22 protein-coding genes are annotated in these 25,997 nt (G+C 69.2%); 16 read left to right on the forward strand and 6 right to left on the reverse strand.

The features are described 5' to 3' along the window. The first annotated feature begins 43 nt into the window (after nucleotides 1–43). From mdcA to acs, 8 genes are all read left to right on the forward strand, one after another. On the forward strand, nucleotides 44–1,726 hold the full coding sequence (mdcA, locus tag DELCS14_RS24085; protein WP_013803961.1) for a malonate decarboxylase subunit alpha: 1,683 nt from the start codon (nucleotides 44–46) through the stop codon (nucleotides 1,724–1,726). A 10-nt stretch (nucleotides 1,727–1,736) separates the two neighbouring features. After that, nucleotides 1,737–2,069 (forward strand): malonate decarboxylase acyl carrier protein, encoded by a 333-nt coding sequence (mdcC, locus tag DELCS14_RS24090; protein WP_012203694.1) that lies wholly within the window; start codon nucleotides 1,737–1,739, stop codon nucleotides 2,067–2,069. Then, a complete protein-coding gene (locus DELCS14_RS24095; RefSeq protein ID WP_013803962.1) occupies nucleotides 2,066–2,983 on the forward strand; it encodes a biotin-independent malonate decarboxylase subunit beta in 918 nt (305 codons plus the stop codon). Before mdcC ends, DELCS14_RS24095 begins: the two co-directional genes overlap by 4 nt. Nucleotides 2,984–2,988: 5 nt before the next feature. After that, nucleotides 2,989–3,690, forward strand: a complete 702-nt coding sequence (locus tag DELCS14_RS24100) for a biotin-independent malonate decarboxylase subunit gamma (RefSeq protein WP_012203692.1) — start codon at nucleotides 2,989–2,991, stop codon at nucleotides 3,688–3,690. Nucleotides 3,691–3,704: 14 nt separating this feature from the next. Next, a complete protein-coding gene (mdcG, locus tag DELCS14_RS24105; RefSeq protein WP_228676813.1) occupies nucleotides 3,705–4,415 on the forward strand; it encodes a malonate decarboxylase holo-[acyl-carrier-protein] synthase in 711 nt (236 codons plus the stop codon). Continuing rightward, entirely contained in the window at nucleotides 4,412–5,272 is an 861-nt protein-coding gene (locus DELCS14_RS24110) for a triphosphoribosyl-dephospho-CoA synthase (RefSeq protein ID WP_013803964.1), read from the forward strand. Before mdcG ends, DELCS14_RS24110 begins: the two co-directional genes overlap by 4 nt. Further along, complete coding sequence (locus tag DELCS14_RS24115) at nucleotides 5,269–6,180, forward strand: acyltransferase domain-containing protein (RefSeq protein ID WP_013803965.1); 912 nt, start codon at nucleotides 5,269–5,271, stop codon at nucleotides 6,178–6,180. The genes DELCS14_RS24110 and DELCS14_RS24115 overlap by 4 nt, the downstream gene beginning before the upstream one ends. 78 nt (nucleotides 6,181–6,258) lie before the next feature. After that, on the forward strand, nucleotides 6,259–8,241 hold the full coding sequence (gene acs, locus DELCS14_RS24120) for an acetate--CoA ligase (protein ID WP_013803966.1): 1,983 nt from the start codon (nucleotides 6,259–6,261) through the stop codon (nucleotides 8,239–8,241). Between the two features lie 35 nt (nucleotides 8,242–8,276). Here the strand turns inward: acs and DELCS14_RS24125 are convergent, their stop codons facing one another. The 4 genes from DELCS14_RS24125 to DELCS14_RS24140 all read right to left on the reverse strand — a co-directional run bounded on the left by DELCS14_RS24125 (nucleotide 8,277) and on the right by DELCS14_RS24140 (nucleotide 13,595). Continuing rightward, a complete protein-coding gene (locus DELCS14_RS24125) occupies nucleotides 8,277–9,614 on the reverse strand; it encodes an MmgE/PrpD family protein (RefSeq protein WP_013803967.1) in 1,338 nt (445 codons plus the stop codon). 71 nt (nucleotides 9,615–9,685) lie between these two features. After that, nucleotides 9,686–11,788: an acetate--CoA ligase family protein gene (locus tag DELCS14_RS24130; protein WP_013803968.1), complete on the reverse strand. Its 2,103-nt coding sequence runs from the start codon at nucleotides 11,786–11,788 to the stop codon at nucleotides 9,686–9,688. A gap of 4 nt (nucleotides 11,789–11,792) precedes the next feature. Next, nucleotides 11,793–12,584, reverse strand: coding sequence for an enoyl-CoA hydratase/isomerase family protein (locus DELCS14_RS24135; protein ID WP_013803969.1), 792 nt, complete (start codon nucleotides 12,582–12,584; stop codon nucleotides 11,793–11,795). 33 nt (nucleotides 12,585–12,617) lie between these two features. After that, nucleotides 12,618–13,595, reverse strand: a complete 978-nt coding sequence (locus tag DELCS14_RS24140) for a tripartite tricarboxylate transporter substrate binding protein (RefSeq protein WP_013803970.1) — start codon at nucleotides 13,593–13,595, stop codon at nucleotides 12,618–12,620. 276 nt (nucleotides 13,596–13,871) lie between these two features. On the opposite strand from DELCS14_RS24140, the gene DELCS14_RS24145 reads away from it, so the two are divergent. The 8 genes from DELCS14_RS24145 (at nucleotide 13,872) to DELCS14_RS24180 (ending at nucleotide 22,443) form a co-directional block, all read left to right on the forward strand. Beyond that, nucleotides 13,872–14,660 carry an IclR family transcriptional regulator gene (locus DELCS14_RS24145; protein WP_013803971.1) on the forward strand — a complete coding sequence of 263 codons (789 nt, stop codon included), beginning with the start codon at nucleotides 13,872–13,874 and terminating at the stop codon, nucleotides 14,658–14,660. A 186-nt stretch (nucleotides 14,661–14,846) separates the two neighbouring features. Continuing rightward, nucleotides 14,847–15,791, forward strand: a complete 945-nt coding sequence (gene rpoH, locus DELCS14_RS24150; protein ID WP_012203622.1) for an RNA polymerase sigma factor RpoH — start codon at nucleotides 14,847–14,849, stop codon at nucleotides 15,789–15,791. A 97-nt stretch (nucleotides 15,792–15,888) separates the two neighbouring features. Further along, the gene (locus DELCS14_RS24155; protein ID WP_013803972.1) at nucleotides 15,889–16,881 is read left to right on the forward strand and encodes a tripartite tricarboxylate transporter substrate binding protein; all 993 of its coding nucleotides are present in this window, start codon (nucleotides 15,889–15,891) and stop codon (nucleotides 16,879–16,881) included. Nucleotides 16,882–16,900: 19 nt separating this feature from the next. Continuing rightward, complete coding sequence (locus DELCS14_RS24160) at nucleotides 16,901–17,647, forward strand: sterol desaturase family protein (RefSeq protein ID WP_012203620.1); 747 nt, start codon at nucleotides 16,901–16,903, stop codon at nucleotides 17,645–17,647. Then, entirely contained in the window at nucleotides 17,644–18,579 is a 936-nt protein-coding gene (locus tag DELCS14_RS24165; protein ID WP_013803973.1) for a fatty acid desaturase, read from the forward strand. The genes DELCS14_RS24160 and DELCS14_RS24165 overlap by 4 nt, the downstream gene beginning before the upstream one ends. 15 nt (nucleotides 18,580–18,594) lie before the next feature. Further along, entirely contained in the window at nucleotides 18,595–20,547 is a 1,953-nt protein-coding gene (locus DELCS14_RS24170; protein WP_013803974.1) for a StlD/DarB family beta-ketosynthase, read from the forward strand. Next, nucleotides 20,547–21,524, forward strand: coding sequence for a hypothetical protein (locus DELCS14_RS24175; RefSeq protein WP_013803975.1), 978 nt, complete (start codon nucleotides 20,547–20,549; stop codon nucleotides 21,522–21,524). The genes DELCS14_RS24170 and DELCS14_RS24175 overlap by 1 nt, the downstream gene beginning before the upstream one ends. Nucleotides 21,525–21,759: 235 nt before the next feature. Continuing rightward, on the forward strand, nucleotides 21,760–22,443 hold the full coding sequence (locus DELCS14_RS24180; protein WP_043796446.1) for a Crp/Fnr family transcriptional regulator: 684 nt from the start codon (nucleotides 21,760–21,762) through the stop codon (nucleotides 22,441–22,443). A 116-nt stretch (nucleotides 22,444–22,559) separates the two neighbouring features. On the opposite strand, the gene DELCS14_RS24185 is transcribed toward DELCS14_RS24180, so the two are convergent. Continuing rightward, nucleotides 22,560–24,347 carry a GGDEF domain-containing phosphodiesterase gene (locus DELCS14_RS24185; RefSeq protein WP_013803977.1) on the reverse strand — a complete coding sequence of 596 codons (1,788 nt, stop codon included), beginning with the start codon at nucleotides 24,345–24,347 and terminating at the stop codon, nucleotides 22,560–22,562. Continuing rightward, on the reverse strand, nucleotides 24,344–25,921 hold the full coding sequence (locus tag DELCS14_RS24190) for a PAS domain-containing methyl-accepting chemotaxis protein (RefSeq protein WP_013803978.1): 1,578 nt from the start codon (nucleotides 25,919–25,921) through the stop codon (nucleotides 24,344–24,346). The genes DELCS14_RS24185 and DELCS14_RS24190 overlap by 4 nt, the downstream gene beginning before the upstream one ends. Nucleotides 25,922–25,997: the final 76 nt, after the last annotated feature.

A 25,997-nucleotide genomic window follows, 5' to 3' on the forward strand; every position in this document is an offset into this window, starting at 1 on the left:
CCCGCCCCCTGCCCCTCCATGTCACGCCAACCCCTGATACCCCATGACTGACCCCTCCTGGAACCTCAAAGCCGGGGAGCGCGCCGCCAGGCTGGCGCGCGCCCGGGCCGCCCTCGGGCCGCGCCTGGCCGGCAAGCGCGTCGATGCCGGCGCCATCACCGAGCTGCTGCACGCCGTGCTGGCGCCCGGCGACCGCGTCTGCCTCGAAGGCAACAACCAGAAGCAGGCCGACTTCCTGGCCCGCGCCCTGGTCCAGCTCGATCCGCAGCAGGTGCACGACCTGCACATGGTGCAGTCGGTGCTGGCGCTGCCGGAGCACCTGGATGTGTTTGAAAACGGCATCGCGCGGCGGCTGGACTTCAGCTTCTCCGGCCCGCAAGGGGCGAGGCTGGCCAAGCTGGTCTCGGCCCGGCAGCTGGAGATCGGGGCCATCCACACCTACCTGGAGCTGTTCGCGCGCTACTTCGTGGACCTGACGCCCAAGGTGGCCCTGGTGGCGGCCCACGCGGCCGATGCCCAGGGCAATCTGTACACCGGCCCCAATACCGAGGACACGCCGGCCATCGTCGAGGCCACGGCCTTTTCGGGCGGCATCGTCATCGCCCAGGTCAACGAGATGGTGGATGGCACCACCACGGCGCTGCCGCGCGTGGACATTCCCTCGGACTGGGTGCATTTCGTCGTGCAGGCGCCCCGGCCCAACGTCATCGAGCCGCTGTTCACGCGCGACCCGGCCCAGATCAGCGAAATCCAGGTGCTGATGGCCATGATGGCCATCAAGGGCATCTACGCCGAGTACGAGGTCCAGCGCCTGAACCATGGCATCGGCTTCGACACGGCAGCCATCGAGCTGCTGCTGCCGACCTACGGCGAATCGCTGGGGCTGAAGGGCCGCATTGCGCGGCACTGGGCGCTGAACCCGCATCCGGCGCTGATACCGGCCATCGAGGCCGGCTGGGTGGAGTCCATCCATTCGTTCGGCTCCGAGCTGGGCATGGAGGACTACATCCGGGCGCGCTCGGACGTGTTCTTCACCGGCGCCGACGGCAGCCTGCGCAGCAACCGCGCCTTCTGCCAGGCGGCGGGCCACTATGCCTGCGACCTGTTCATCGGCTCGACGCTGCAGATCGACCTGGACGGCAACAGCTCCACCGCGACGCTGGGGCGCATTGCCGGCTTCGGCGGCGCCCCCAACATGGGCGCGGACGCGCGCGGCCGGCGCCATGCCAGCGCCGCCTGGCTCAAGGCCGGGCGCGAGGCGCGGGCGGGCCGCAGCGGCGCGGCAGGCACGCCGCGCGGGCAAAAGCTGGTGGTGCAGATGGTGGAGACCTTCCGCGAGCACATGCAGCCCGCCTTCGTGGAGCGGCTCGATGCCTGGACGCTGCAGGAGCAGGCCGGCATGGACCTGCCGCCCATCATGATCTACGGCGAGGACGTGACCCACATCCTGACGGAGGAAGGCATTGCCAACCTGCTGCTGTGCCGCAGCGACGAAGAGCGCGAGCAGGCCATCCGCGGCGTGGCCGGCTACACGGCCGTGGGCCTGGCGCGCGACCGTCGCATGGTGGAGAACCTGCGTGACCGCGGGGTGATCCGCCGTCCGCAGGACCTGGGCATCGACCCGCGCCAGGCCACGCGCAATCTGCTGGCCGCGCGCAGCATGCGCGATCTGGCCCAGGCCTCGGGCGGGCTGTACCAGCCTCCCCGCCGATTCAGGAACTGGTAGGAGAGACGATATGAGCGAGATACCCGCAGGGCTGGAGTCCCTGAGCTATTGCTTCGCAGGCGGCCGGCCGGCCGGCGCCTTTGCCCCCGTCCTGGTCGGCGTGGTCGGCTCGGGCAACCTGGAGGTGATGCTGGAGAGCACGGGCGGCGATGGCTGCGAAGTGCAGGTGCAGACCTCGGCACACGGCTTCGGCGCCATCTGGCAGGCCGTGGTGGAGGATTTCCGCGAACGCCACCCCGTGGGCGGCGTGCGCGTGTCCATCAACGACATGGGGGCCACGCCGGCCGTGGTCAGCCTGCGGCTGGACCAGGCCCTGGCCGAACTGCAGGGAGGCCAGCCATGATCAGCTACGCGGAATGCACGGCGCGCGAGCGCCTGGCGAAGCTGCTGGATGCCGCCAGCTTCCATGAATGGCTGCCGCCCTCCGAGCGGCTGACCAGCCCCCATCTGGCACAGCTGGGCGTGCCCAGCGCCTTTGACGACGGCGTGGCCATCGGCCGGGGCCTGCTGGGCGGGCGCACGGTGTTCGTGGCCGCGCAGGAGGGCGAATTCATGGGCGGGGGCGTGGGCGAGGTGCATGGCGCCAAGCTCGTGGGCCTGCTGCGCCGCGCCCTGCTGGAGCGGCCCGCGGCCGTGCTGCTGCTGGCCGAGTCGGGCGGCGTTCGGCTGCATGAGGCCAATGCCGGGCTGATCGCGGTGTCGGAGGTCATGCGCGCCCTGCTGGACGTGCGCGCCTCGGGCATCCCTGTGGTGGTCCTCATCGGCGGGGCCAACGGCTGCTTCGGCGGCATGGGCATCGTGGCGCGCTGCGCCGACCAGGTGGTGATGAGCGACATCGGCCGCCTGGCCATGTCGGGACCGGAGGTGATCGAGGCCTCGCACGGCGTCGATGAATTCGATGCGCGCGACCGCGCCCTGGTCTGGCGCACCACGGGCGGCAAGCACCGCTGGCTGTGCGGCGACTGCGATGCGCTGGTGGCCGACGATGTCGAGGCCTTCCGCGCCGCCGCCATCGCCGCGCTGGGCCACTCCCGCCCGGTGAGTCTTGAAGGGCTGCTGCAGGAGCATGCGCTGCTGCGCGCGCGGCTGGACACCCTGGACGCCCTCAAGGCGGGCAGCGCCATCGGCCCGCAGGACGAGGCCATGCGCCTGTGGCAGGCCCTGGGCGTGCCCGACGCCTGGCGCGTGCCCGACCTGGACGCCGCCGCCGTGCGTGCCTTGCGCACGACGCCCGCCACGGGCTTTTCACAGGAGTAGCCGCCATGCAATGGAACACACTTGCCGAGCACCTGTTCGGCCCGGGCCACCAGATTCACGCCAACGGCGATTTCCTCGAAGGCCACGCGGTGTTCGATGGCCAGACCCTCGCCATCGTCGGCACCACGGGCCACGCGCCCATCGGCGTGCGGCTGGCCCTGGCCCAAGCCCGCGTGGTGCTGGAGACGGTCGGCGCGCACCCTGGCCGCCCCATCGTGCTGCTGATCGACACGCAGGGCCAGCAACTGCGCCGCCATGACGAGCTGCTGGGCATCAACCGCGCCATGGCCCACCTGGGCACCTGCATCGACCTGGCACGGCGCCGGGGCCACCGCGTCATCGGCCTGGTCTATGACCAGGCGCTGTCGGGCGGCTTCATCACCTCGGGCCTGATCGCCGATGCCTGCTACGCCCTGCCCGAGGCCGAGATCCGCGTGATGCGCATCCCCGCCATGTCGCGCATCACCAAGCTGCCCGAGTCCCTCCTCAATGCCCTGTCCGAGTCCAACCCGGTGTTCGCGCCCGGCGTGGGCAACTACGTGGCCATGGGCGGCGTGCGCGGCCTGTGGCAAGGCGATCTGCAGGCGGCGCTGCGCGACGCCCTGGCCCACAGCCCGCGCGAGGACATGCGCGCACTGGACGGCGCCGAGCGCGGCGGCCGCAAGCTGGCCGCCGAGGTGGTGCAGCGCGTCCTGGCCGCTGGATGAAGGCAGGCCGCAGCATGCCGGACACCCTGCACCGCCACCAGCTGGTGGACCTGGGCCCGCAGGCCTGGGCAGACCTGCTGGAACGCCCCTGGGATGCGCAGGCGCGCGAGATCCTCACGCACTGGCGCGACCATGCACTGCCGCTGGTGGTCGCGCGGCAGTCGGCCGACCATGCCGCCGCCGGCCTGATGGCGCTGGGCCTGCCTGCGCCCGGGCGCTGGCAGCGGCGGCGCATGGGCTTCGATGTGGCGCGCGGCGCGGCCATAGGCACCCGCGAATTTCCCTCGCTGGACGAGCTGATGGCCTCGCACACGATCTCGTACTCGGCCTCGCACTCGGCCTCGCCCCTCGCCACATACGGCGCCTTGCAGCAGTGCCTTCGCGCTGCAGGTGCGACGGGCTTTGTCTTCGGCAGCCACGGGTGGCAGTGCATCACGGGCCTGCCCTATCTGCGGCCCGGCTCGGACATCGACCTCTGGGTGCCGGTCGATGGCGCCGAACAGGGCGATCGGCTGGCCAGCCTGCTGCAGGCCATGCCGCAGGAAGGCCCGCGCGTGGATGCCGAGCTGGTGTTTCCCGGCGGCTGGGCCGTGGTCTGGCGCGAATGGGCCGCCTGGCGTGCAGGCAAGGTGCGATCGGTCCTGGTCAAGGGCCTGCACGGGGTGGCACTGCGTGAAGACCATGACTGGTGTGCGTCGGCTGCGGCGCCTGGAGTTCCTGCATGAAACCTGCCCTTCTCCACCCGGCCCGGGCCTTGCCATCGACCGGGCATATCGGCCGCGCGGCCACGCTGGCCCTCTACGACGAGCTGTCGCTGACACCCAAGCCCGGCCTGGTGACCCTGGTGGACCGCGGCAGCCATGACGACATGGATGCCCACAGCTTCATGCGCAGCCTGTTCGCGCTGCGCAGCTACTTCCCCAAAATCGCACAGGCAGGCAGCCAGGGCGCATCGTTTCCCGTGCTGGAGCGCCTGGGCATCGAGGCGGAGCAGCGCATGCTGGCCGCCACCGGCGGCATCAACACCCACCGTGGCGCCGTCTTCATGCTGGGCCTGCTGTGCGCGGCCGGCGGCGCGGTGCTGGCCGAGCAGGCCTGCATTCCCGGCGCCGCATGGCTGCGCGAGGCCCTGTGCCGCCACTGGGGGGAGGCGCTGCACCAGCGCAGCCTGCGGGCCTCCGCCCTGCCCGGCGGCATCGCCGCGCACCGCCACGGCCTGCGGGGCGCCTCGCAGGAGGCGGCCCTGGGTTTCCCCGTTTTGTTCGACACCGCCGTGCCGGCGCTGGCCACAGCGCATGCCAGCGGGCTGCCCGCCCCCTTGGCGCGGCTGGAGGCCCTGTTCCACATCATGGCGGTGCTGGACGACTGCAACCTCGCTCACCGCGCGGGCATGCCGGGGCTGCGCCATGGCCAGGATGCCGCGCGCCGCTTTCTCCAGGCAGGCGGATGCGCGCATCCCGAAGGCCTGTACAGGGCGCAGGCCATTTGCGACGATTTCGTGGCGCGCCGCCTTTCGCCGGGCGGCGCGGCCGATACCCTGGCGGCGGCCTGCTGGGTGCTGCGTGTCTGCGAGCGGCCATGAGCTTTGCACTGCTGTTTTCAGGCCAGGGTACACAGCATCCCGCCATGCTTGCCTGGCTGGCGGACGATGCATGGACACAGGCAGTCTGCGAACAGCTGCAGGTTTCGCACTGGCGCGACAGGTTGGCCGATGCGCCGTGGGCCGAGTCCAACGCCGTGGCCCAGCCCCTGCTGGCGGGCCTGGCCATGGCCGCGTGGATGCAGCTGTCCCCGCAACTGCCCGCGCCTTCGGCCGTGGCGGGCTACAGCGTGGGGGAACTGCCCGCATTCGGTGCCGCGGGCGCGCTGGATGCCTGCGACATCGTCGCCCTGGCCGCGCGCCGCGCGGCGGCCATGGACCGCTGCGCCCAGCAGATGCCCGGCGGCGGGCTGCTGGCCGTCAGCGGCCTGCCGCCCGCACGCATGGCCGCCCTGCTGGAGACGACCGGGCTGGCCGTGGCCATACGCAACGGCCCCGAGAACCTCATCCTGGGCGGCCCCCATGCGGCGCTGGAGCAGGCGCAGGCGCTGGCGGCCCGCCAGGGCGCGCATGCCACCCGGCTGCGCGTGCAGGTGGCGTCCCACACCCCGTGGATGCGACAGGCCGCACAGGCCTTCGCACAGGACCTGGGCCAGGTGGCCGTGCACGCGCCCGCCGTGGCGCTGTTCAGCAACACGGCCCGGCGGGTGCGTGACGCCGCAGGCGCCCGTGCAGCCCTGTCCGAGCAGATAGCGGGCACGGTGCACTGGGACGACTGCATGGACAGCATTGCCGCACGCCAGGTGCGGTGCGTTCTGGAAATCGGCCCCGGCCAGGCGCTGGCACGCCTGTGGAACCAGCGCCATCCGGACATTCCGGCCCGCTCCTGCGACGACTTCCGCAGCGCGGCGGCCATTGCCGGCTGGATAGGCCGGCACTGCGGGGACTGACGCCCCGGGGCCTTGCGCCTGAGCTTTTTGCACCGGCTTCGTGACCCCCTTGATTTCTAGACCCAGGAGACAACCACCATGAGCCAAGACCTTGCACCGTCCCTTGCACCGTCCTATCCCCCATCTGCAGAGCTGGCCCGCAATGCGCGCGTGAGCGGGCGCGCCGCCTATGACCGGCTCGTCGCGGAGGCAGACGCCGATCCCCAGGCGTTCTGGGGCCGGCTCGCACGCGAGTTCGTCGAGTGGAAGCACCCGTTCACGCGCGTGCTCGATGAAAGCCGCGCCCCGTTCTACGAATGGTTCAATGACGGCACGCTCAACGCCAGCTGGAACTGCTTGGAGCGCAACATCCAGCGGGGGCTGGGCGAGCGCACGGCCCTCATCTTCGAAGCCGATGACGGCGCGGTGACGCAGGTGACCTATGCGCAGCTTCTCGCCAGGGTCAATCGCCTGGCCAACGCCCTGCGCAGCCTGGGCGTCGGCAAGGGCGACCGCGTCGTCATCTACATGGCCATGTCGATTGACGGCGTGGCCGCCATGCAGGCCTGTGCACGCATAGGCGCCATTCACTGCGTGGTGTTCGGCGGCTTCTCCGCCACGGCGCTGCGCGACCGCATTGCGGACACGGGGGCCTGCGCCGTCATCACGGCAGACCAGCAAGTGCGGGGAGGACGGCAATTGCCCCTCAAGAGCATCGTGGACGAGGCCCTGGCCCAGCCCGGCTGCGAGCAGGTCCGCCACGTGCTGGTGGCACGGCGCACGGGCGGCACCATCGCCATGCACCCGCCCCGGGACCTGTGGCTTGAAGAAATCACCGCAGCCCAGAGCGATGTCTGCGAACCGGAATGGGTGCAGGCCGAGCATCCGCTGTTTCTGCTCTACACCTCGGGCTCCACCGGAACCCCCAAGGGCGTCCAGCACGCCACCGGAGGCTATCTGCTGCATGCCGCCGTGACCTGCGCCTGGACCTTCGACCTGCAGCCCTGCGATGTCTTCTGGTGTACGGCGGACATCGGATGGGTGACCGGCCATACCTATATCGCCTACGGCCCGCTGGCGCTGGGCGCCACGCAGGTGGTGTTCGAGGGCGTGCCCACCTACCCGGACGCGGGACGCTTCTGGAAAATGATCGAGGCCCACGGGGTGACGGTCTTCTACACGGCGCCCACGGCCATTCGCTCGCTGATCAAGGCGGCCGACGCCGATGCGCAGGTGCATCCCGCGCGCTACGACCTGGGCAGCCTGCGCATCCTGGGGTCCGTGGGCGAGCCGATCAATCCCGCCGCCTGGCACTGGTACCACGAGCAGGTGGGCGGGGGCCGCTGCCCCATCGTCGATACGTTCTGGCAGACGGAGACGGGCGGGCACATGATCACGCCGCTGCCCGGAGCCACGGACCTGGTGCCCGGCTCCTGCACGCTGGCCTTCCCGGGCATTGCCGCCGCCGTGGTGGACGAGACCGGCAACGAGCTGCCCTGGGGCGACAGCGGCATCCTGGTGATCAAGCGCCCCTGGCCCTCCATGATCAGGAACATCTGGGGCCATCCCGAGCGGTTTGTCGCCAGCTACTTTCCCGAAGAATTCAAGGGCCGCTACTACCTGGCGGGAGACGGCGCGGTTCGCGATGCGCGCACCGGCTACTTCACCATCACCGGCCGCATCGACGATGTGCTCAACGTCAGCGGCCACCGCATGGGCACGATGGAGATCGAGTCCGCCCTGGTGGCCATGACCGACCTGGTGGCGGAGGCCGCCGTCGTGGGGCGGCCCGATGACACAACAGGAGAGGCCATATGCGCCTTCGTCGTCCTCAAGCGTTCGCGGCCCAGCGGCGCCGAGGCGGCAGACATCGCCCGGCTGCTGCGGGAGTGGGTGGCCAAGGAGATCGGGCCGATCGCCAAGCCCAGGGACATCCGGTTCGGAGACAACCTGCCCAAGACCCGCAGCGGCAAGATCATGCGGCGATTGCTGCGCAGCATTGCACGCGGCGAGCCCATCGTGCAGGACACCTCCACCCTGGAGAACCCGGCGATCCTGGAGCAGCTGTCACAGGCCTGCTGAAGGCCAGGCTGCAATCCACAAGCGATGCAGCCCTGTCAGGCTGCGAGGCCTGCAAGGCAGCCCGCCCGTTCAAGCTCCCAGATGTTGGAAAGCAACTGCCGGGCACGTCCCTCGCCGGCGACGGGCGCGGCAAGCTCGATGAACTTGTCCTCCAGCTCCCCATCCGACAACGGCAGCTCGGGATCGCCCTTGCGGTCCGGCTGGAACCAGCCATGGCAGCGGCCATCCCTGGTGACGATCTCCACGCGCGCCGATCTCTTTCCCGGGAAGGCCCGGTCGATTTGCGGGTCCACGGCCACCTGGACACGCCCAAGCAATGCGCGAACGGCGGGATCGGCCAGGCGCTCCGGGGTGTACGCCGAAAGCCGCACGCTGCCATGGACCAGGGCCGTGGCCACCACGAAACGAAGACTGAAGCGGGCTTCGTTTTCCGTCGCAGGATCGGTGTAACAGGCGATATCCAGGGCCGGGCCATAGGTGGCCACGGCCACGCTGCAGATGTCGTCCGCCCGCAGGGCATGCTGGCTGCGCAAGGCCAGCGCGGCGTCGATGGCGGCGAACGTATGGCCGCAGCCGACGTGGTTCTTGAAGGTGAGCCGGGTGATGTGGAAGTCCCTGCCCAGCGTCGCACCGATGTCTGACCAGTCGGGTCCGTCGCTGACTGCGCGGCCCAGGCCCAGTTCTCCATCCAGCACGTCCAGCGATCCCGTCACCCCCTGGTGCGCAAGCTGCGCGGCCAGCAGGCCGGCCTCCGCTGCGCGCCCGGCATGCAAGGGCTTGGACATCGAATCCATGCGAAATGCCTGCTGCAACCCGGCAGAGAAGGTGGCCGCCGTGGCCAGTGCATGGGCGAATTGCCCCGCATCCAGCCGCAGCGCATACCCTGCGGCTGCCGCTGCCCCGAAGACGCCCACGGTGCCGGTGTTGTGCCAGAAGCGGTAGTGGGCCCGGCCCAGGGTCACGCCGATGCGGGTGGAGACCTCATAGCCCAGCACCACGGCACGCAGGAAGTCCAGGCCACTGGCCCCTGCCTGCTGGCTTGCCGCCAGCGCCGCCGCAATGGTTGCGGCCCCGGGGTGGTACATGGCATCGCGGAAGCTGTCGTCCACCTCGGCGGCATGGGCCGCCGAACCGTTGAACAGTGCCGCCGCCCGCGCCGTGGCCATGCGGCCGTTTCCAAGCCGGCAGGAGCCGCGGTCCAGGTCCTCGGCAAGCACCTGCTCCAACTGTGCAAGAGGGGCCGCGCCCAGCCCCGGGAACAAAGCGGCATACCAGTCGATCACGGCACGCTTGGCATGGTGGATGACGGCTTCGGGAAGCTCGGTACGGTGGTATTGAGCGGCAAACTGCCCGAACACTTCGGTCGCATGCATGTGTGGTTTCCTTGGATTGGCCCTCAATGAGGCCGTCTTTTTTTGGAAGAAATGTGCAGTACCTGGCGCCCTCAGGCCAGAACCAGCACACCATCGGCAGCGCACACGCCCTGGCCCTGCGGCAGCACGAACACCGGGTTGATCTCCGCTTCGATCACGCGGTCGCCCAGCTGGGCGGCCATTGCAGAGAACGCGACGATGGCATGGGCCAGCGCATCGACATCGGCCCTGGGCCGGCCGCGAAAGCCGTCCAGCAGCGGCCAGGTCTTGAGCTCCCTGGCCATCTCCAGGGCGTCAGACAGGCTCAGCACCCCCAGCTGAGAGCCGTCGTCCGGCAGCAACCGCAGCGTGGTGTCCTGGAACAGCTCGGCCGTCACGCCTCCCATGCCCAGCATCACGGCGGTGCCCAGCGCATCCTTGTGCAGGCCCAGGATCAGCTCGGTGCCGCCGGCCACCATCTGCTGCACCAGGAACCGGTCCGGGCGCACGCCCGCCCTGGCCTGCACGTCGTCCACCATCGCGCCCCACCGGGCACCTATGGTTTGCGCCGTCAGGCCGACGGCGACACCGCCCACATCGCTCTTGTGCGTGATCCGGGACGAAAGGATCTTGAGCACCACCCGGCCGCCCAGTTCGCGCGCGGCGGCTTCGGCCTCTTCGGCGGTGCACACCACACGCTCGGCCGCGCACGGCACGCCGAAACGGCGGAAAACGGCCTTGGCCTGCGCTTCATCAAGGCAGCCAACGGGCAGGTCCTGGTCATGCACGGAGCCTTTTCCTACGACCGGCACGGAAGGCGCACCCTGGAAGCCGTTGACGCCCAGCATGCCCGCCAGCGCGGCCGTGCAGCTTTCCGCCGCAGCGAAGGCCGGCACGCCGCGTTGCGTGAGCAGCGCGCCGATCTCCGGCGCATGCGGGCTGACGTAGGCCAGCACCGGCTTGTCGGAGTGGGGCAGGCAGTCCTGGATGGCACCGGCCAGCAGCTCGGGCATGGCCAGGCTGGAGGAGCCGACGATGATCACCAGCGCGTCGTAGCTGGGGCTTGCCAGCAAGGCATTGATGGCGCCGCGCAGCAGGTCGGGACGCAGGCCCGCCAGGGTCACGTCGATGGGGTTGCGGTCCAGCACGGCCTCGCTGCCGGTCTGCAGCGCACGCAGTGCGTCGGCGGTCGCCTGGTCAGGGGCCGGCGTGTCGAATCCGGCCACTCCCAGATCGTCCGATACCAGGGTGCCCGCACCGCCGGTGGACGTCAGGATGGCGATGCGCCTGCCGCGCAGCCTGCGGCCCGTGGCCAGCGCAGCGGGCACGTCCAGCAGGTCGGCAAAGCTTTGCGCACGGATCACGCCGACCTGCCGGAACAGCGCGTCGTACATGCGATCCGCACCGGCCATGGCGCCCGTGTGCGATACGGCGGCCTTGGCGCCGGCCTCGGAGCGGCCGATCTTGAAGGCCACTACGGGCTTGCCGGCACGCGCGGCCTTCAGGCAGGCGGCACGGAACCTGGCGGGATGGCGCACCGTCTCCACATACAGCGCGATCACCTTGGTGGCCGGGTCATCGGCCAGGTGGTCGATGAAGTCGGCCAGTTCCAGATCCACTTCGTTGCTGGTGGATATGAGCTTGGACAGGCCGATGCCACGCGCGGCGGCGCGCGACAGCAGCGAACCCAGGATGCCGCCGCTTTGCGAGACGACGCCGATGCCTCCGACGGGGAACTCGTCCATCTCCAGCGCGCCCGAGGGCGACAGCACGATCCGGTCGGTCAGGTTGACCAGCCCGATGGTGTTGGGCCCCAGCAGGCGCATGCTGCCCGCCGCCTCGATCAGCTGCCGCTGGCGGTGCGCCCCGTCCTCGCCCGTTTCCGTATAGCCGCTGGCCAGCACGATGGCTGCCGCGCAGCCCAGCGCCGACAGCTCCCTGACGGCCTGGTGCGCACGCTCGGCGCCCAGCAGCACCACGGCCACATCAGGCACTTCAGGCAACGAGGCCACATCGGGATAGCAGGCCAGATCGCCGATGCGCTCCACGCGCGGATTGACGGGAAGAATGCGGCCGGCAAACCCGTGCTTTTGCAGGTAAGCCACCGGGCGGCCCGTGGTCTTTTTCAGGTCGGCAGAGGCGCCTATGACGGCGACGCTGCGCGGCGACAGCAGCTTGGCAATGGCTTCGCTCATGGCATCACTCCTTGCCGGCCGTCTTGGCCAGGAAGGCCTCCACCGATGCGCGGTGTTCACTGCTGGTGTAGCAGATGCCCTGGGCCTGGCTACCCTGGGCGAAGACATCGTGCGAAGACAGCTCGAAGCTCTGGTTCAGGATGGTCTTGGTCAATGCCAGCGCGGTGGAAGAAGCCGAGGACAGCTCGCGTGCCCAGGCCTGGGCGTCTGCCACCAAGGTCTCGGCACTGGCCTGGCGGTCCACGATGCCCAGGGCCAGGGCTTCCGGCAGCTTGACCTGGCGGCCGGTGAAGATCAGCTCCTTGGCCTTGACCAGGCCCACACGGCGCGGCAGGAAGTACATGCCGCCGCCGTCCGGGATGATGCCGCGCAGCACATAGCTCCACGCGAAGCTGGCCCATTCGCTGGCGATCACGAAGTCGCAGGCCAGCGCCGTGTCTGCCCCCAGGCCCGACGCTGCGCCGTTGACGGCGGCGATCACGGGCTTGGGCATGGTGTGCAGCAGGGCCTGGACATGGTGCACGCGCTGCTGACGCTGCCAGCCGTTGAAGCCCACCTCGCCCGCGGGAGCATTCATGCGCCTTTGCATTCCGGCGATGTCACCGCCTGCGCAGAATCCCTTGCCCGCGCCTGTCAGCACCAGGGCCTTGATGGCCTTGTCTGCCGCCACGCGCTCCAGGGCATCGATGAACTCGGTGCGCATGTCGTCACTCATGGCGTTGCGCTTGTCGGGGCGGTTCAGGGTCACGGTCGCCACCGCATCGGCGACATTCAGTTGGATCAGTTCGTAGTTCATGGCGTGCTTTGAAAGCGATCGCAGCCAGTGCGATCAATCGGGATGGATGTTGTTTTGCCTGACGATCTGCGCCCAGCGCTTTTCCTCGGCCTGCACATAGGTGTCCAGTTCCGCCGCAGGTCCGGCATTGACCATCAGGCCCTCGTGCTCCAGCTTGCGAACGAACTCCGGCGAGCGGGCCGCCTTGCGGGCCGCGGCGTTCAGGCGATCGATCACGGCGGCAGGCGTGGCTGCCGGCGCGTACAGGCCGTACCAGCTCTCGACGCGGTAGCCCGGGACGGTGACGGCGATGGGTGGCACGTTCTTGAAGGCCGCAGACGGCTCGGCCGTGGTGACCCCCAGCACACGCAGCTTGCCGTTGTCGATGAAGGTGGATACCGCCGCCGCCGTGGCAAACATCATGTCCACCTGCCCGCCCATGAGATCGGTGAGCGCCGGGCCTGCGCCGCGGTAGGGCACATGGGTGAGCCTGACCTTGGCAAGGTTGGCAAACAGCTCACCCGCCAGATGCGCCGAAGTCCCGGCGCCCTGCGAGGCATAGGTCAGCTTGTCGGGACTGGCCTTGGCGGCGGCCATCACGTCCGCCACCGTCTTGTACGGGCTGGCGGCGGGCACCACCAGCACGTTGGGGCCGCGGCCGATCAGGATCACCGGAGCAAAGGCCTTGTTGCTCCCGTACGGCAGCTTGGCCTGCAACGCCGGATTGACGGCGTGCGCGAACGAAGCCACGACCACGGAATATCCGTCCGGCGCACTCTTGGCAACGTTGTCGGTGCCGATGATCGTGCCGGCACCGGGCTTGTTGTCCACGATGACGGGCTGGCCCAGGTCCTTGGCCATCTCGGCCCCCAGCGTGCGGGCGATCAGGTCCGTTCCGCCGCCTGGCGCAAAGGGCACGACGAGGCGCACGGGCTTTTCAGGGAAGGCTGCAGATGCTGCGCTGCAGACAGTCGCGAGCACGGCAATGAACGCAATGGCCCTTGCACAACGGCGGGCGGCGAAACTGGGCATGGTGTGTCTCCTGGTTCTATGGACAGAGGTCCGGTCACTGCGCCAGCGTTGCGATGACGCTGGCGACTGGCTTGTGAAAGCTTAGGGAAACGCACCGCGCTTGTGACCCCCCATATTCCAACCAGTGAAATTCCAAAGCGGGCGCGCCAGAGCCCGCGGCTGCATTTCCCTTGCATTCGGTGGAATACTTGGCTTCCATCAGGCGCCCGTACCCGGGCAGGAAGAACACAGCTTTCGACACCGGGGCAAGCGCGTCCTCCCACCAGCGGCAGCAGCATGACGAACAGGCGATCCCCCATCCTCCATGACAAGCCGGGACAGTCCCCGAGCAACCGCTCCCTGGAAAGAGGCGTCGAAATACTGCGTGCGTTCAGGCCCGGCTCGGAGCTGCTGGGCAACAGCGACCTGGCGGAACGCACCGGCCTGTCCAAGGCCACGGTCACCCGGCTGACGCAGACCCTGGTGGGCTGCGGCATGCTGCAGGCCGACCACCCGAGCCGGGCCTTTCGCCTGGCCCCGGCGGTCCTGAGCCTGGCGCACGCCATGCGCACGGGCTCGACGGTGCTGTCGATCGCGGCGCCCCTGATGCGCACCCTCGCCGAGACACGCCGGATCAACGTGGGCCTGGCATGTCCCGACAGGGACGAGATGGTCTACCTGGAATCCATCCGCTACAGCCGCCGGATCGTGCTCAGGCATGTGGTCTCGGGCCAGCGCGTTCCCATGGAACTGACGTCGCTGGGGCGCGCCTACCTGGCAGCGGCGCCATCGGCCAGGCGCAAGGCCTTGCTCGACAGCTTCAGGCTCAAGAGAGGCGCCCAATGGCCTGCGCTGGAGCAGCAGATCCAGGCGGCGATCAAGTCCGTGAAAAGCCAAGGCTTCTGCGCCGCATCGTGGCAGCCGGAAGTGGTTGCGCTGGCCACGCCGCTGGTGACACCCGATGCCATCTATGTCCTGAACTGCAGCGTCTCCACCACGGAGCCTTTGCCGGCCATCGTGCAGGAGCTGCACCCGGCCTTGCTGCAACTGGGCCGGCAGATTGAAAGCCTGCTGGAAAAACTGTAATGCTCTCCCAGCAATATGCGCCCACCGCTGGCAAGCAGGGTTTCCAAAAATCGCTCAGACTAGGCACAAACGACTTTTGGCACTCCAAAAATGAGTGCAACCGTCTGAAAAACCCACGGAACTTTGGCTTTAGCACTCGGTCATAACGAGTGCTAATATGAAGGAATGGAAGAAAGGAACTCTGCAATGACAAACGCCTCCGGCTCCATTGCGACCACCTTGGCACCCGCTAACCCCTGGGCCCTGGTGCCGCCTCTGGGCAATTTGGATGCCTACATTTCCGCGGTCAACCGCCTGCCCATGCTCACCCTTGAGGAAGAGCAGGACTACGCCCGCAAGCTCAAAGAACACAGCGATCTGGACGCCGCAGGGCGTCTGGTGATGTCCCACCTGCGCCTGGTGGTGTCCATCTCGCGCCAGTACCTGGGCTACGGCCTGCCGCACGGCGACCTGATCCAGGAAGGCAACGTGGGCCTGATGAAGGCCGTCAAGCGCTTCGACCCCGATCAGAACGTGCGCCTGGTGAGCTACGCCATGCACTGGATCAAGGCCGAGATCCACGAGTACATCCTGAAGAACTGGCGCATGGTCAAGGTCGCCACGACCAAGGCCCAGCGCAAGCTGTTCTTCAACCTGCGTTCCATGAAGCAGGGCCTGAAGTCCGACGCCGCCATGGCCGAGGACGGCGCCATGCTGCGTGACACGCTGACCTCGGGCGAGATCGACGCCGTGGCAGAGAAGCTCAACGTCAAACGCGAAGAAGTCATGGAGATGGAAACGCGCCTGGCCGGTGGCGACGTGCTGCTGGACCCCTCGCCCAGCGACGATGGCGAGCAGGCCTTCGGCCCCATCGCCTACCTGGCCGATGGCGCACACGAACCCACGGCCATGATCGAGTCGCGCCAGCGTGACCACCTGGCCACCGACGGCATTGCCATGGCGCTGGATTCGCTGGATGACCGCAGCCGCCGCATCGTCGAGGAGCGCTGGCTCAAGGTCAACGACGACGGCTCGGGCGGCATGACGCTGCATGAGTTGGCCGCCGTCTACGGTGTCAGCGCCGAGCGCATCCGCCAGATCGAGGTGGCTGCCATGAAGAAGATGAAGAAGGCCTTGGCCGAGTTCGCCTGATGGCCTGACGGCCTGGGCTGACAGGCCGCTTCACGACAAACCCGGATAATCTCCGGGTTTTTTATTGCCCGCAGCCTTTGCGGCCCCTACGCACCCCATGCCCGCCAGCGCCATCTCGCCACTACGCCGCCTCTTCGCCAATGCCTTGGCCACCGCCCTGGCCTCGGCCCTGCTGCCTTGCGCTGCCGTGGCGGGCGACAGCTGGCCCAGCAAGCCGCTGCACCTGATTGTCGGCTTTCCCGCAGGATCTTCCCCGGACCTCACGGCGCGCGCACTGGCCGAGCCGCTGGAAAAGCGCCTGGGCCAGCCCGTCATCGTCGAGAACAAGGTGGGCGCAGGCGGCAACATCGCAGGCGAGCAGGTGGCCCGTGCGCGCGACGGCCATACCTTCAGCGTAATGATCAACGGCAACCTGACGATTGCCCGCCTGCTCAACCCCGCCGTGCGCTACGACCCTGTGAAGGACCTGCAGCCCGTCAGCCTGATCGGCGTGGCGCCCCTGGTGCTGGTGGCTCCGGCCGGCGCGCCCGAGGGCCGCGCCTTCCTGGAGGCCGCTGCCCAGGCCGGCAGCCGCTGGAGCTACGGCTCCCCTGGCGTGGGCACGGTGGGCCACCTGGGCATGGAGCTGCTCAAGAGCCGCTCCGCGCTCAGGCCCGAACACATTCCCTACCCCGGCTATCCGCAGGTGTTCAACGCCATCCAGGGGGGCGACCTGCAGCTTTCCATGCTGCCGCCCGCACTGGCCATGGCCCAGGTGCAGGCCGGCAAGCTGCGGGGCGTGGCCGTGACCTCGGCCGCGCGCAGCCCGCTGGCGCCGGGACTGCCCAGCCTCAAGGAGCTGGGCGTGGGGGACTTCGATCTGGAGATCTGGAACGCCGTGGCCGCGCCCAAGGCCATGCCCGCTGCCCATGTGCAGAAGCTGGCCGAAGCGGTCGGCGAGATCGTGCGCTCGCCCGAGATGCGTGCCCGCCTGGCCGCCCAGGGCTGGCAGGCTGTCGGCAGCTCACCGGAGGGCCTGGCCCTGCGCATACGCCAGGACGTGACGGCACTGGGCCGCATCATCCGCGAACAGGGAATCCACGCGCAATGACGTGCTCGATCACACTGCCATGACCGCTGCCCAAGCCTTCACCGAACTCAACGCCTGGCAGGTCATGGCCTGGGGCCTGCTCTTCTTCGGCGTGCTTTACACGGCCGGCGGCTGGGGCATGACGGCGCTCACGCGCTGGCTGCAGCGGCGCGGCGTGGGCCGCGTGCTGGACACGCGCCCGCTCAAGCCCGACCAGTTGCGCCGCGAATGGCGCCAGTCGCTGCATTCGGTGCTGATCTTCGGCATCGGCATGATCGTGCCCTGGGGCCTTCTGCAATTGGGGTGGGCGCGGCTGGAGCCCGATGCAGGCCCCTGGCGCATTGCCATCGAAATCGTGGTGCTGCTGATCTGGAACGATGTGCACTTCTGGATCAACCACCGCCTGCTGCATACGCGGCTGCTGGGGCGCTTTCATGGTGACCACCACCGCTCCATCGTCACCACGCCGTGGTCCACCTACAGCTTCCATCCCATCGAGGCGCTGATGCTGGGCAACGTCATCCTGCTGCCCATGGTGGTGCATGACTTCAGTTTCTGGTCGCTGGCCTCGGTGCCGGTACTCAGCCTGCTGCTGAACGTCATAGGCCACTCCAACTACGACTTCTTTCCCGGGGTGTCCGACACGCATGCGCTGGCCGCCAGCCGGCGCCACCATCTGCACCATGCCAGGCCCAATGGCAACTACGGCTTTGCGCTGGCCTTCATGGACCGGCTGATGCGCACGCGCGTGGCACTGCCCGCCACGGCCCGGCCCAGGACGGAATGAGCCGACCGCCTGCTCGCCACGTCCAGCCATGGCTGCCCCGGCTGCGCCACTGGCGCGACCTGCAGTCGCTGGCCTATCTGGTGGCGCTGCCGCTGATCGTGTGGTGGCAGTGGCAGCATGGCTGGAACCTGTGGCTCTACGGGATCGAGCTGTTCCTCACGCTGGGTGTGGGCGTCATCCACCACAACCACACGCATTTGCGCATGTGGCGCGGGCGCTGGGCCAACCGCATCACCGACTACTGGCTGACCCTGCTGCAGGGCCACCCGACCTTTGTGTTCTGGCCCGCCCATGTGGCCAACCACCACCGCTTCCGCCACGGCCCGCGCGACATGGCACGCACCTACCGCTTCGGCGGCGACCACAACCATCTGCTGGGCTACCTGCTCCACCCGCTGCAGGCCGGCTGGGTGCTGTACCCGCTGTTCCTGCGCTGGCTGGGCCAGCTGCGGCGGCATTGGCCCGGCGCCTTTCGCTACTGCATGGGCCAGTACCTGCTGTGGCTGGGCAGTTGGGCACTGCTGCTGTCGCTGGATTGGCAAAAGGCCTTGCTGCTGGTGATCGTTCCCCAGTTGCATGGCCTGCACTGGCTGCTGGCCACCAACTACCTGCAGCACGCCCATGCCGATGGCCGGCCGCTGACGCGCGGCCAGCGGATGGACAGCGCCACGCCACTGAACTACGCGCGCAATTTCGAGGGCTGGGTCAATCCGCTGCTGTTCAACATCGGCCTGCACACGGCCCACCACGAGCGGCCCCAGGCCCACTGGTCCGAGCTCACGCGCCTGCACAGCGAACACTACCGCCAGCGCGTGGCCCCTGCGCTCAACGAAGGCGGACTGCTACCCTACATGGCCCGCGTCTTCGTGCTCGGCACGGTCTGGCCGCCGGCGCGCACGCGTGCGCAAATGCCTCCCGGAACATACGACTGATACGACCCTGAACCCATGCCCGTCGCCTATTCCAACGTCTATCTGCATGCCGCAGGCATGTTCCTGCCCGGTGAACCCGTGGACAACGCAGGCATGGATGCCTACGTGGCGCCGCTCAACCGCCTGTCCGAGCGCCTCAAGCGCCGCATCCTGGCCGAGAACGGCATTGTCCAGCGCCACTACGCCATAGACCCCGAAGGCCGCACCGTCCACAGCAACACGGCCATGGCCGCCCAGGCCATCCATGACTGCCTGGCACAGGCCGGGCGTGCGCTGGGCGATGTCGGCTTCCTGGCCAGCGGCTCGTCGGGCGGCGATGCGCTCATGCCCGGCTTTGCCAACATGATCCAGGGAGAGATGGCCGCGCCGCCCATGGAGACCCTGTCCGTGCACGGCGTCTGCGCCGCCAGCGTGGGCGCGCTGCAGGCGGCGGCCCAGGCCGTGGACCGCGCGCCCGACTCGCTGGCCCTGGCCGTGGCCAGTGAAATGCCCTCGCGCCTGTTCAAGCGCTCGCGCTTCGCGGCCCAGGGATACAACACGGACTTCGACGCCCACTTCCTGCGCTGGATGCTGTCCGATGGCGCAGGCGCCGTGCTGCTGGGCGGCCCGCAGGCCCTGCCCCAGGCGCCGGGCCTGCGGCTGAAGCTGCGCTGGACGCATCTGCGCAGCTTTGCCGGCGACTACCCGGTCTGCATGCAGCTGGGCCTGACGCCCGACCGCGCCACCAGCCACCTGGACTTTGCCGCCTGGGGCGATGCCGAGGCCGCAGGCGCGCTGTCGCTGCGCCAGGACATCCGCCTGCTGCCGCACCTGTTCGATGTCTGCATCCACGAATACGCCCACCTGGCCCACACGGGCTGGGTGCCCGGGCGCGGCATCGACCATTTCCTGTGCCACTACTCGTCCGAGCGCTTCATCCCCGTGGTCGATGAGCTGCTGGGCAAGGCCCAGCTCGGCATCCCGCGCGAGCGCTGGTGGAGCAACCTGGCCTGGCGTGGCAACACGGGCGCGGCCTCCATCTTCGTGATGCTGTCCGAGTTCCTGCGCACGCAATCGGCACGCCTGAAGCACGGCGATACCGTGCTGTGCTTCATTCCCGAATCGGGCCGCTTCACGGCCGGCTACATGCTGCTGGAAGTGGAGGATGCGGCCCAGGCACCCACCGCCACCCCGGCCAAGGCCACAGCACGCAGTGCCACCGCCGAAGCTCCCGCTGCCCCGGACCTGCTGCCCGATGTCTCCACCATCGCCCCGCCCCACGATCCGAACCAGGCCCCGGCCACGCTGGCGCCGCTGCTGACCGAACTGGCCAGCCTCTGGCAGGACTACCGCTCGCGCGTGTGGCGCACGCCGCTGCTGCAGCGCATACGCACAGGCAGGCTGCAGACGGCGGACTACGTGCGGTGGATGAGCCACTGGGTTCCCCAGGTGCGCGAGGGCAGCCTGTGGATGCGCGAGGGCGCGGCCTCGCTGACCGGAGAACACGCGGCGCTGGCCGCGCTGATCGACGTTCATGCGGGCGAGGAGCAGAACGACTTCCGCATCCTGCACGAGGACTACCTCAAGGCCGGCGGCACCGAGACCGACCTCACCCGCCTGCGCCGCAACCCCGGCGGCGAGGCGCTCAACGCCTACCTGCACGGCCTGGCCGCCACGCCCAATCCGGTCGGCCTGCTGGGCGCCATCTACATCATCGAAGGCACGGGCCAGCGCATCGTGCCCAGCCTGCTGCCGCTGCTGCGCGCCAGCCTGCCGCTGCCGCCCGATGCCTTCCGCTTCCTGGAATACCACGGAGCCAACGACGAACACCACCTGGAGCGCTGGCTCATGGCCGTGCAGATGGTGATGGCGCTGGACGGCACAGACGGCAGCGGGGGCACGGCGGCGCAGGCCATCGTGCGCACCGCGCGCCACACGGCGGCGCTTTACCTGATGCAGTTCGAGCATGTCCTGCCCGAGGAGCACTGATGCAACCACCAGACTTCATCGAACCGCCCCACGACGAGCGCGACCCCAGCCCCTGGCGCGCGCTGTACCTGGATCAGAGCACGCCGCTGCCCGACGACGTCAAGGCCGCCTGGCTGCGTGACTGCAGCAGCGGCTCGCGCCAGTACCTGCTGCCCTTCCTGCGGCCGCTGGCACGCACCAGCATCGTGCTCATCCAGATCCTCAAGGTGCTGCTGCCGCGCAACTGGGCGCACTCCAGGCTGCTGCACCGGCTGCTGGCCTTCAGCATGAACCGCTTCGTCTCGCCCGAGGCCAACTGGCTCATCCTGCGCCATTTCCACCTGGGCTCGCAGATCCTGGCCTTTGTCGCGGCCAACGCGCCCACGCCCGTGTCCACCACACCGCTGGAGCCGGACAGCATCGACGACATCAAGGACGACCTGTTCCTCAGGCACGACCTGAATCTGTTCAACTTCGTCATCCGCCTGAACAACGCGCTGCGCGCCGCAGGCCAGGAACTGCAGCCCGTGGCCGAGCCCGACTTCGCCATGCTGCGCAACCCGCCCCTGCGCCTTGAGGACATGCCGCGCGGGCGCCTGAACCTGCTGGACCTGCAAAGCGCCATCGAGGTCTACACGCCCGTCTACCAGCTGCTGCTGACCGACAACGACTTCTGGCGCGCCAGCAACTCGCTGCAGCTGGACGAGACCGTGGCCATCTATGCGGCCAAGATCCTCGCCTCGCCCGAGCATCTGGTCATGCTCAACAACAAGCACCCGCTGGTGCCGCTGTCCACCCTGCGGGCCGGCCACCGCCTGGTGCTGCACGGCCTGTCCACCGAAATGCTGCACTGCCTGCTGATGAAGGTCGCCAGCGGCGACATCCCGCTGCCCGCACGCGAGCTGGAACGCATGCGCGAGGCGGCCCGCGCCCACGGCAGTGGCAGCAGTGACAGCAGCGGCAGCGCCAACAACGCCGACAGCACCGCAGCCGTCTGACCCAGGTCAAGAAACAGCGGCAGATGGCCGCCATCACGCGCGAAACGCGTTACATCGCGTTGCATTCAACGGCATAGCCCGCTAGCCTGCACGGCTTCTCCCGGGGCGCGCCGCCCGGGTCCACTGCCGGTGCCCTGGGTGGCTGTCTGCCTGCCCAGGCTGCGGCGCATCCTAGCCTGCGTGCCCCATGCCATCGTCGTCCTCCACGCCTTCAGCGGTTCGCTGCAGCGAATGCATGCGTTCGTCCCATTGCCTGCTGGGCCAATTGCCCGCGCCCGCATTCCAGCAATGGCTGCCGCACATCCGCGAACGCGGCCTGGCCAAGGGCCAGAAGCTCCAGGCGCAGGGCAGCGTCGCCCATGAATTCCAGGTGATCAAGATCGGCTTCGTCCTGGCCATCCGCCGTGGCGGCGACGGCGTGCAGCGGCCCGTGGCGCTGTTCGGCAACGGCCACGCGCTGGGCAGCCCGGGCTGGCTGCAGCAGCCCTCGGCCATGCACTTCGAGGCTTTGGGCCCGGGGCGCATCTGCTGCGTGGACATTGCCACCATCACGCGCCGCGGCCTGGTCGATGCCGCCTTCGTGCGCGCGCTGGCCGCCAGCTACACCTGCAACAACGCCCTGCTGGCGGAATGGGCCCACATCGTCCGCATCCCCGGCGTGCTGCGCCAGCTGGCCGCCACCCTGATGCAACTGGCAGCTCTGCAGTCAAGCCTGCTCGTGCGCCTGCCCAGCCAGGGCGCATTGGCCGCCCTGCTGGCCACCACGCGCGAAACCATCGCGCGCAGCCTTGTGCGCCTGGTGCAGCTCGGCGCGCTGGAGCGGCCCGACCGATGGCACTGCGTGCTGCAGCCTGCGGTGTTGTTGAGGATCAGTGGGGGTGGGGTGAGGGAGGTGGGGTGCGAGGGGCGTGGCGGTTGATCGGGCGGACCGGAAGGCTTGCCGACCTGTTGCAACATCAAGCGCCAGGTTTGGCAGAACCGTCGCCCCTGCTCACCATCGCTCCCTTCCCATCGCAACAGTCCGCAGTTTGATGCTCAAGCGCCTCTTGCCTCTTCCTCCTGCTGCGCCAGCAAGGTCGCCACGGGCTTGTGAATCAGCGCGGGAATCTGCTCTGCCGGCATGGCGCGGGCGAAGAGCCAGCCCTGGTAGGCGTCGCAGTCCAGGATGCGCAGCAGGCGCAGCTGCTCGGCGGTTTCCACGCCTTCGGCCACCACCTGCAGGCCCAGGGTGCGGGCCAGCGCGATCACGGCCTTGACGATCTTGGCGTCGGCCGGGCTGTCGAGCATGGGGCCGATGAAGGTGCGGTCTATCTTCACGCGCGAGACGGGCAGATCGCGCAGGTGGGCCAGCGAGGAGTAGCCGGTGCCGAAGTCGTCCAGCACCACGCAGACGCCGGCCGCCAGCAGGCTGCCCAGCAGCTCGCGCGCCTGCAGCGGGTCGGTCATGGCGGCGGACTCGGTGACCTCCAGCTCCAGCAGGTGCGGCGGCACGCCATGCCGGGCCAGGCTGGCCATGAGGCGCTGCTGCAGGTCGGCCTGGCGCAGTTGCTGGGCCGAGAGGTTGACCGCCACGCGCAGCGGCATGCCTGCGCGCAGCCAGTCGCCGGCCTGGCGGCAGGCAGCATCGATCACCCACTCCCCCAGGGCCAGGATCAGGCCCGTGGATTCGGCCACGGGCACGAAGCGTTCGGGCGAGACCCAGCCCATCTGCTCGTCGTTCCAGCGCAGCAGGGCTTCCACGCCCTGGACCTGGCCGCCCAGCACCTGCACCTGGGGCTGGAAGTGCAGGCTCAGCAGACCCCGGTCCAGGGCACGCTTGAGGCGTTCGTGCAGCAGCACTTTCTCGGCCATGGCCTCGCCCATGGCGCTGGCATAGCGCGCATAGGAGGAGCGGCTGCGCTGCTTGGCGTCGTACATGGCCATGTCGGCATAGCGCATGAGGGTGGCCGCATCGCCCGCGTCCTGCGGATAGAAGGCTGCGCCCACGCTGGCACCGAAGTTCAGCGCGTAGTGGCCTATGGCGCAGGGCCGGCACAGCTCGTGCAGCAGCGCGTCGATGCGCTGGCGCAGATCGGGCTCGTTGCAGGGCTGCAGCAGGGCGGTGAACTCGTCACCGCCCATGCGCGCCAGCGTGGCCGAGCCGCCCAGCGCGACCTGCAGGCGGCGCGCCACCTCCTTGAGGACCTGGTCGCCCACGTCGTGGCCGTAACCGTCGTTGATGGCCTTGAAGTTGTCGAGGTCGAGCAGCAGCAGCGCAAAGGACGCGGGGCCGGCGCCCGATTCAGACTGCGCCTGCGCCTGCGCCTGCGAGATCGCCTGTTCCACCTGCAGCCCGAACTGCCAGCGGTTGAGCAGGCCCGTCAGCGTGTCGTGGGTGGCGTGGTAGTGCATGCAGGCTTCCATCTGGCGCAGCTGCGACAGGTCGCGCACAAAGGCCACGGCCACGCCGCTGCCGTGCGGCGAGTGGCCCAGGGCGATGTCCACCGACAGGCGCTTGCCGTCCTTGCGCAGCAGCCACAGATCGCGCCCCTGGCCCATGGGCCGGCGCGCGGGCTGGGCGAAGTAGGACTGCAGTTGCGGCCCGTGGGCCGCCTGCGCCTCGGCCGGCAGCAGCATGTGCAGCGAGTGGCCCAGCAATTCGGCGGCGCCATAGCCGCTCATGGCCTGCATGGCGGGATTGGCCAGTAGGATGCGGCCGCTGCGGTCCACAAGCAAGATACCGTCGGGCGCGGCCTCCATGGCCACGCGCTTGAGGTCTTCGTCCAGCGCCTCGCCCGGTGCGGCGGGATCGCCGGCAACAATGCTCCAGCCCGCCGCCATCATGCGGACGCCCCGCTGCCGTGAAAGACCGATGCCGCAGCCTCCAGCGCCTGCGCCTGTCCGGCCAGCAGCTGTGCATGCCCGATGGTGTCGCGCGCCAGGGCGGCATTGTGCTGGGTCATCTGTTCGAGCTGCTGCACGGCGGCCTGCACCTGCTGCACGCCGCCGGCCTGGGCCTGGCTGGCGGCCTGCATGCCTTCGGCCAGCACCAGTTGCTCGCGCATATCGGCCTGCACGGCCAGCATGGCTTCGCCCACTTCACGCGCCATGGCGCAGCTTTGCGCCACCTGCTGCTGCGATGCCTCGATCAACGCCTTGATCTGCCGCGCGGCGTGGGCGCTGCGCTGGGACAGGCCGCGCACCTCGTCGGCCACCACGGCAAAGCCCTTGCCGTGTTCTCCAGCACGCGCGGCCTCCACGGCGGCGTTGAGCGCCAGCAGGTTGGTCTGGAAGGCGATTCCGTCGATGAGCGAGCTGATCTGCCCCACCTGGTCGCTGGTCTGGGCCACGCCGCGCATGCCCTGGTCCAGTTGCACGACCATGCGGCTGCTCTGCCCCGCCATGTCCACGCCGTGCCGCGCGCGGGCGGCGGCCTCGCCGGCCTGGGCGCTGCTGCGCTCGATGGCGCTGGCCAGGGCCTGCATGGCCTGGGCCGATTGCTCCAGGCTTGCGGCCGCGGCTTCGGTGCGGTCGCTCAGTTCGGTGCTGCCCTGCTGCACGGCCAGCGCGCAGCGGCGCACCTGGTCGCTCTTGCCCTGGATGTCGCCGACCAGGGAGACCAGGTTGAGTCCGGTCTGCCGCACGGCGCTGCCGATGGCACCGATCTCGTCCGTGCGCTGCAGGAACCGTGCATCGGTCTGCTGCCCGCTGGCCACGGCCTGTGCCTGGCCGCGCAGCGCCGCCAGGGGCATGAGCAGCCGGCGGCGCAGCCACTGCCCGGACGCCACGCAGGCCAGGCTCCAGATCAGCCAGGCCGGCCAGACCTGGGCCAGCGGCACGGCCGATGCCTGCAGCGCGGGTGACCACAGCCCGGCCGACCCCAGCAGCCACAGGCCGGCCACCACGGCCTGCACGCGCCAGGCCAGTGGCCGAAAGCGCCACCACCGCTGCAGCGCGCCCACGGCGCCGCGCCCCACGGGAAAGCCCCGGTGCAGGCCAAGCGAGCGCACGCCGGCATTGATCTGTTCATAGAGCGCCGCATGCTGCTGCACCTCGCACGGCTCGGGCCGGGTGCGCACGGACAGGTAGCCGACCACGGCGCCCGCATGGCGTATGGGACTGGCGTTGGCGCGCACCCAGTAGTGGTCGCCGTTCTTGCGCCGGTTCTTGACCAGGGCGCTCCAGGGCAGTCCGCGCTGGATGGTGGACCACATGTCGGCAAAGGCGGCGGCCGGCATGTCGGGATGGCGCACGATGCTGTGGGCCTTGCCGTAGAGCTCGGCGGCCTCGAAGCCGCTGACGCGGATGAAGGCATCGTTGGCATAGACGATGCGCCCCTTCAGGTCGGTGACGGAAAGAAGCGTCTCTCCTTCGCTCAGAGGGTACTCACGCTGGGTGACGTACACGTTTCGCCGCATGGATCAGGTCTCTCGGAGATGGGCGGGGCGTCGGCATGACACCCCCAGGCGGGGCCCACTCTAAGCAGTCCTGAGG

This window comes from Delftia sp. Cs1-4, from assembly GCF_000214395.1.
Lineage (GTDB): Bacteria > Pseudomonadota > Gammaproteobacteria > Burkholderiales > Burkholderiaceae_C > Comamonas > Comamonas acidovorans.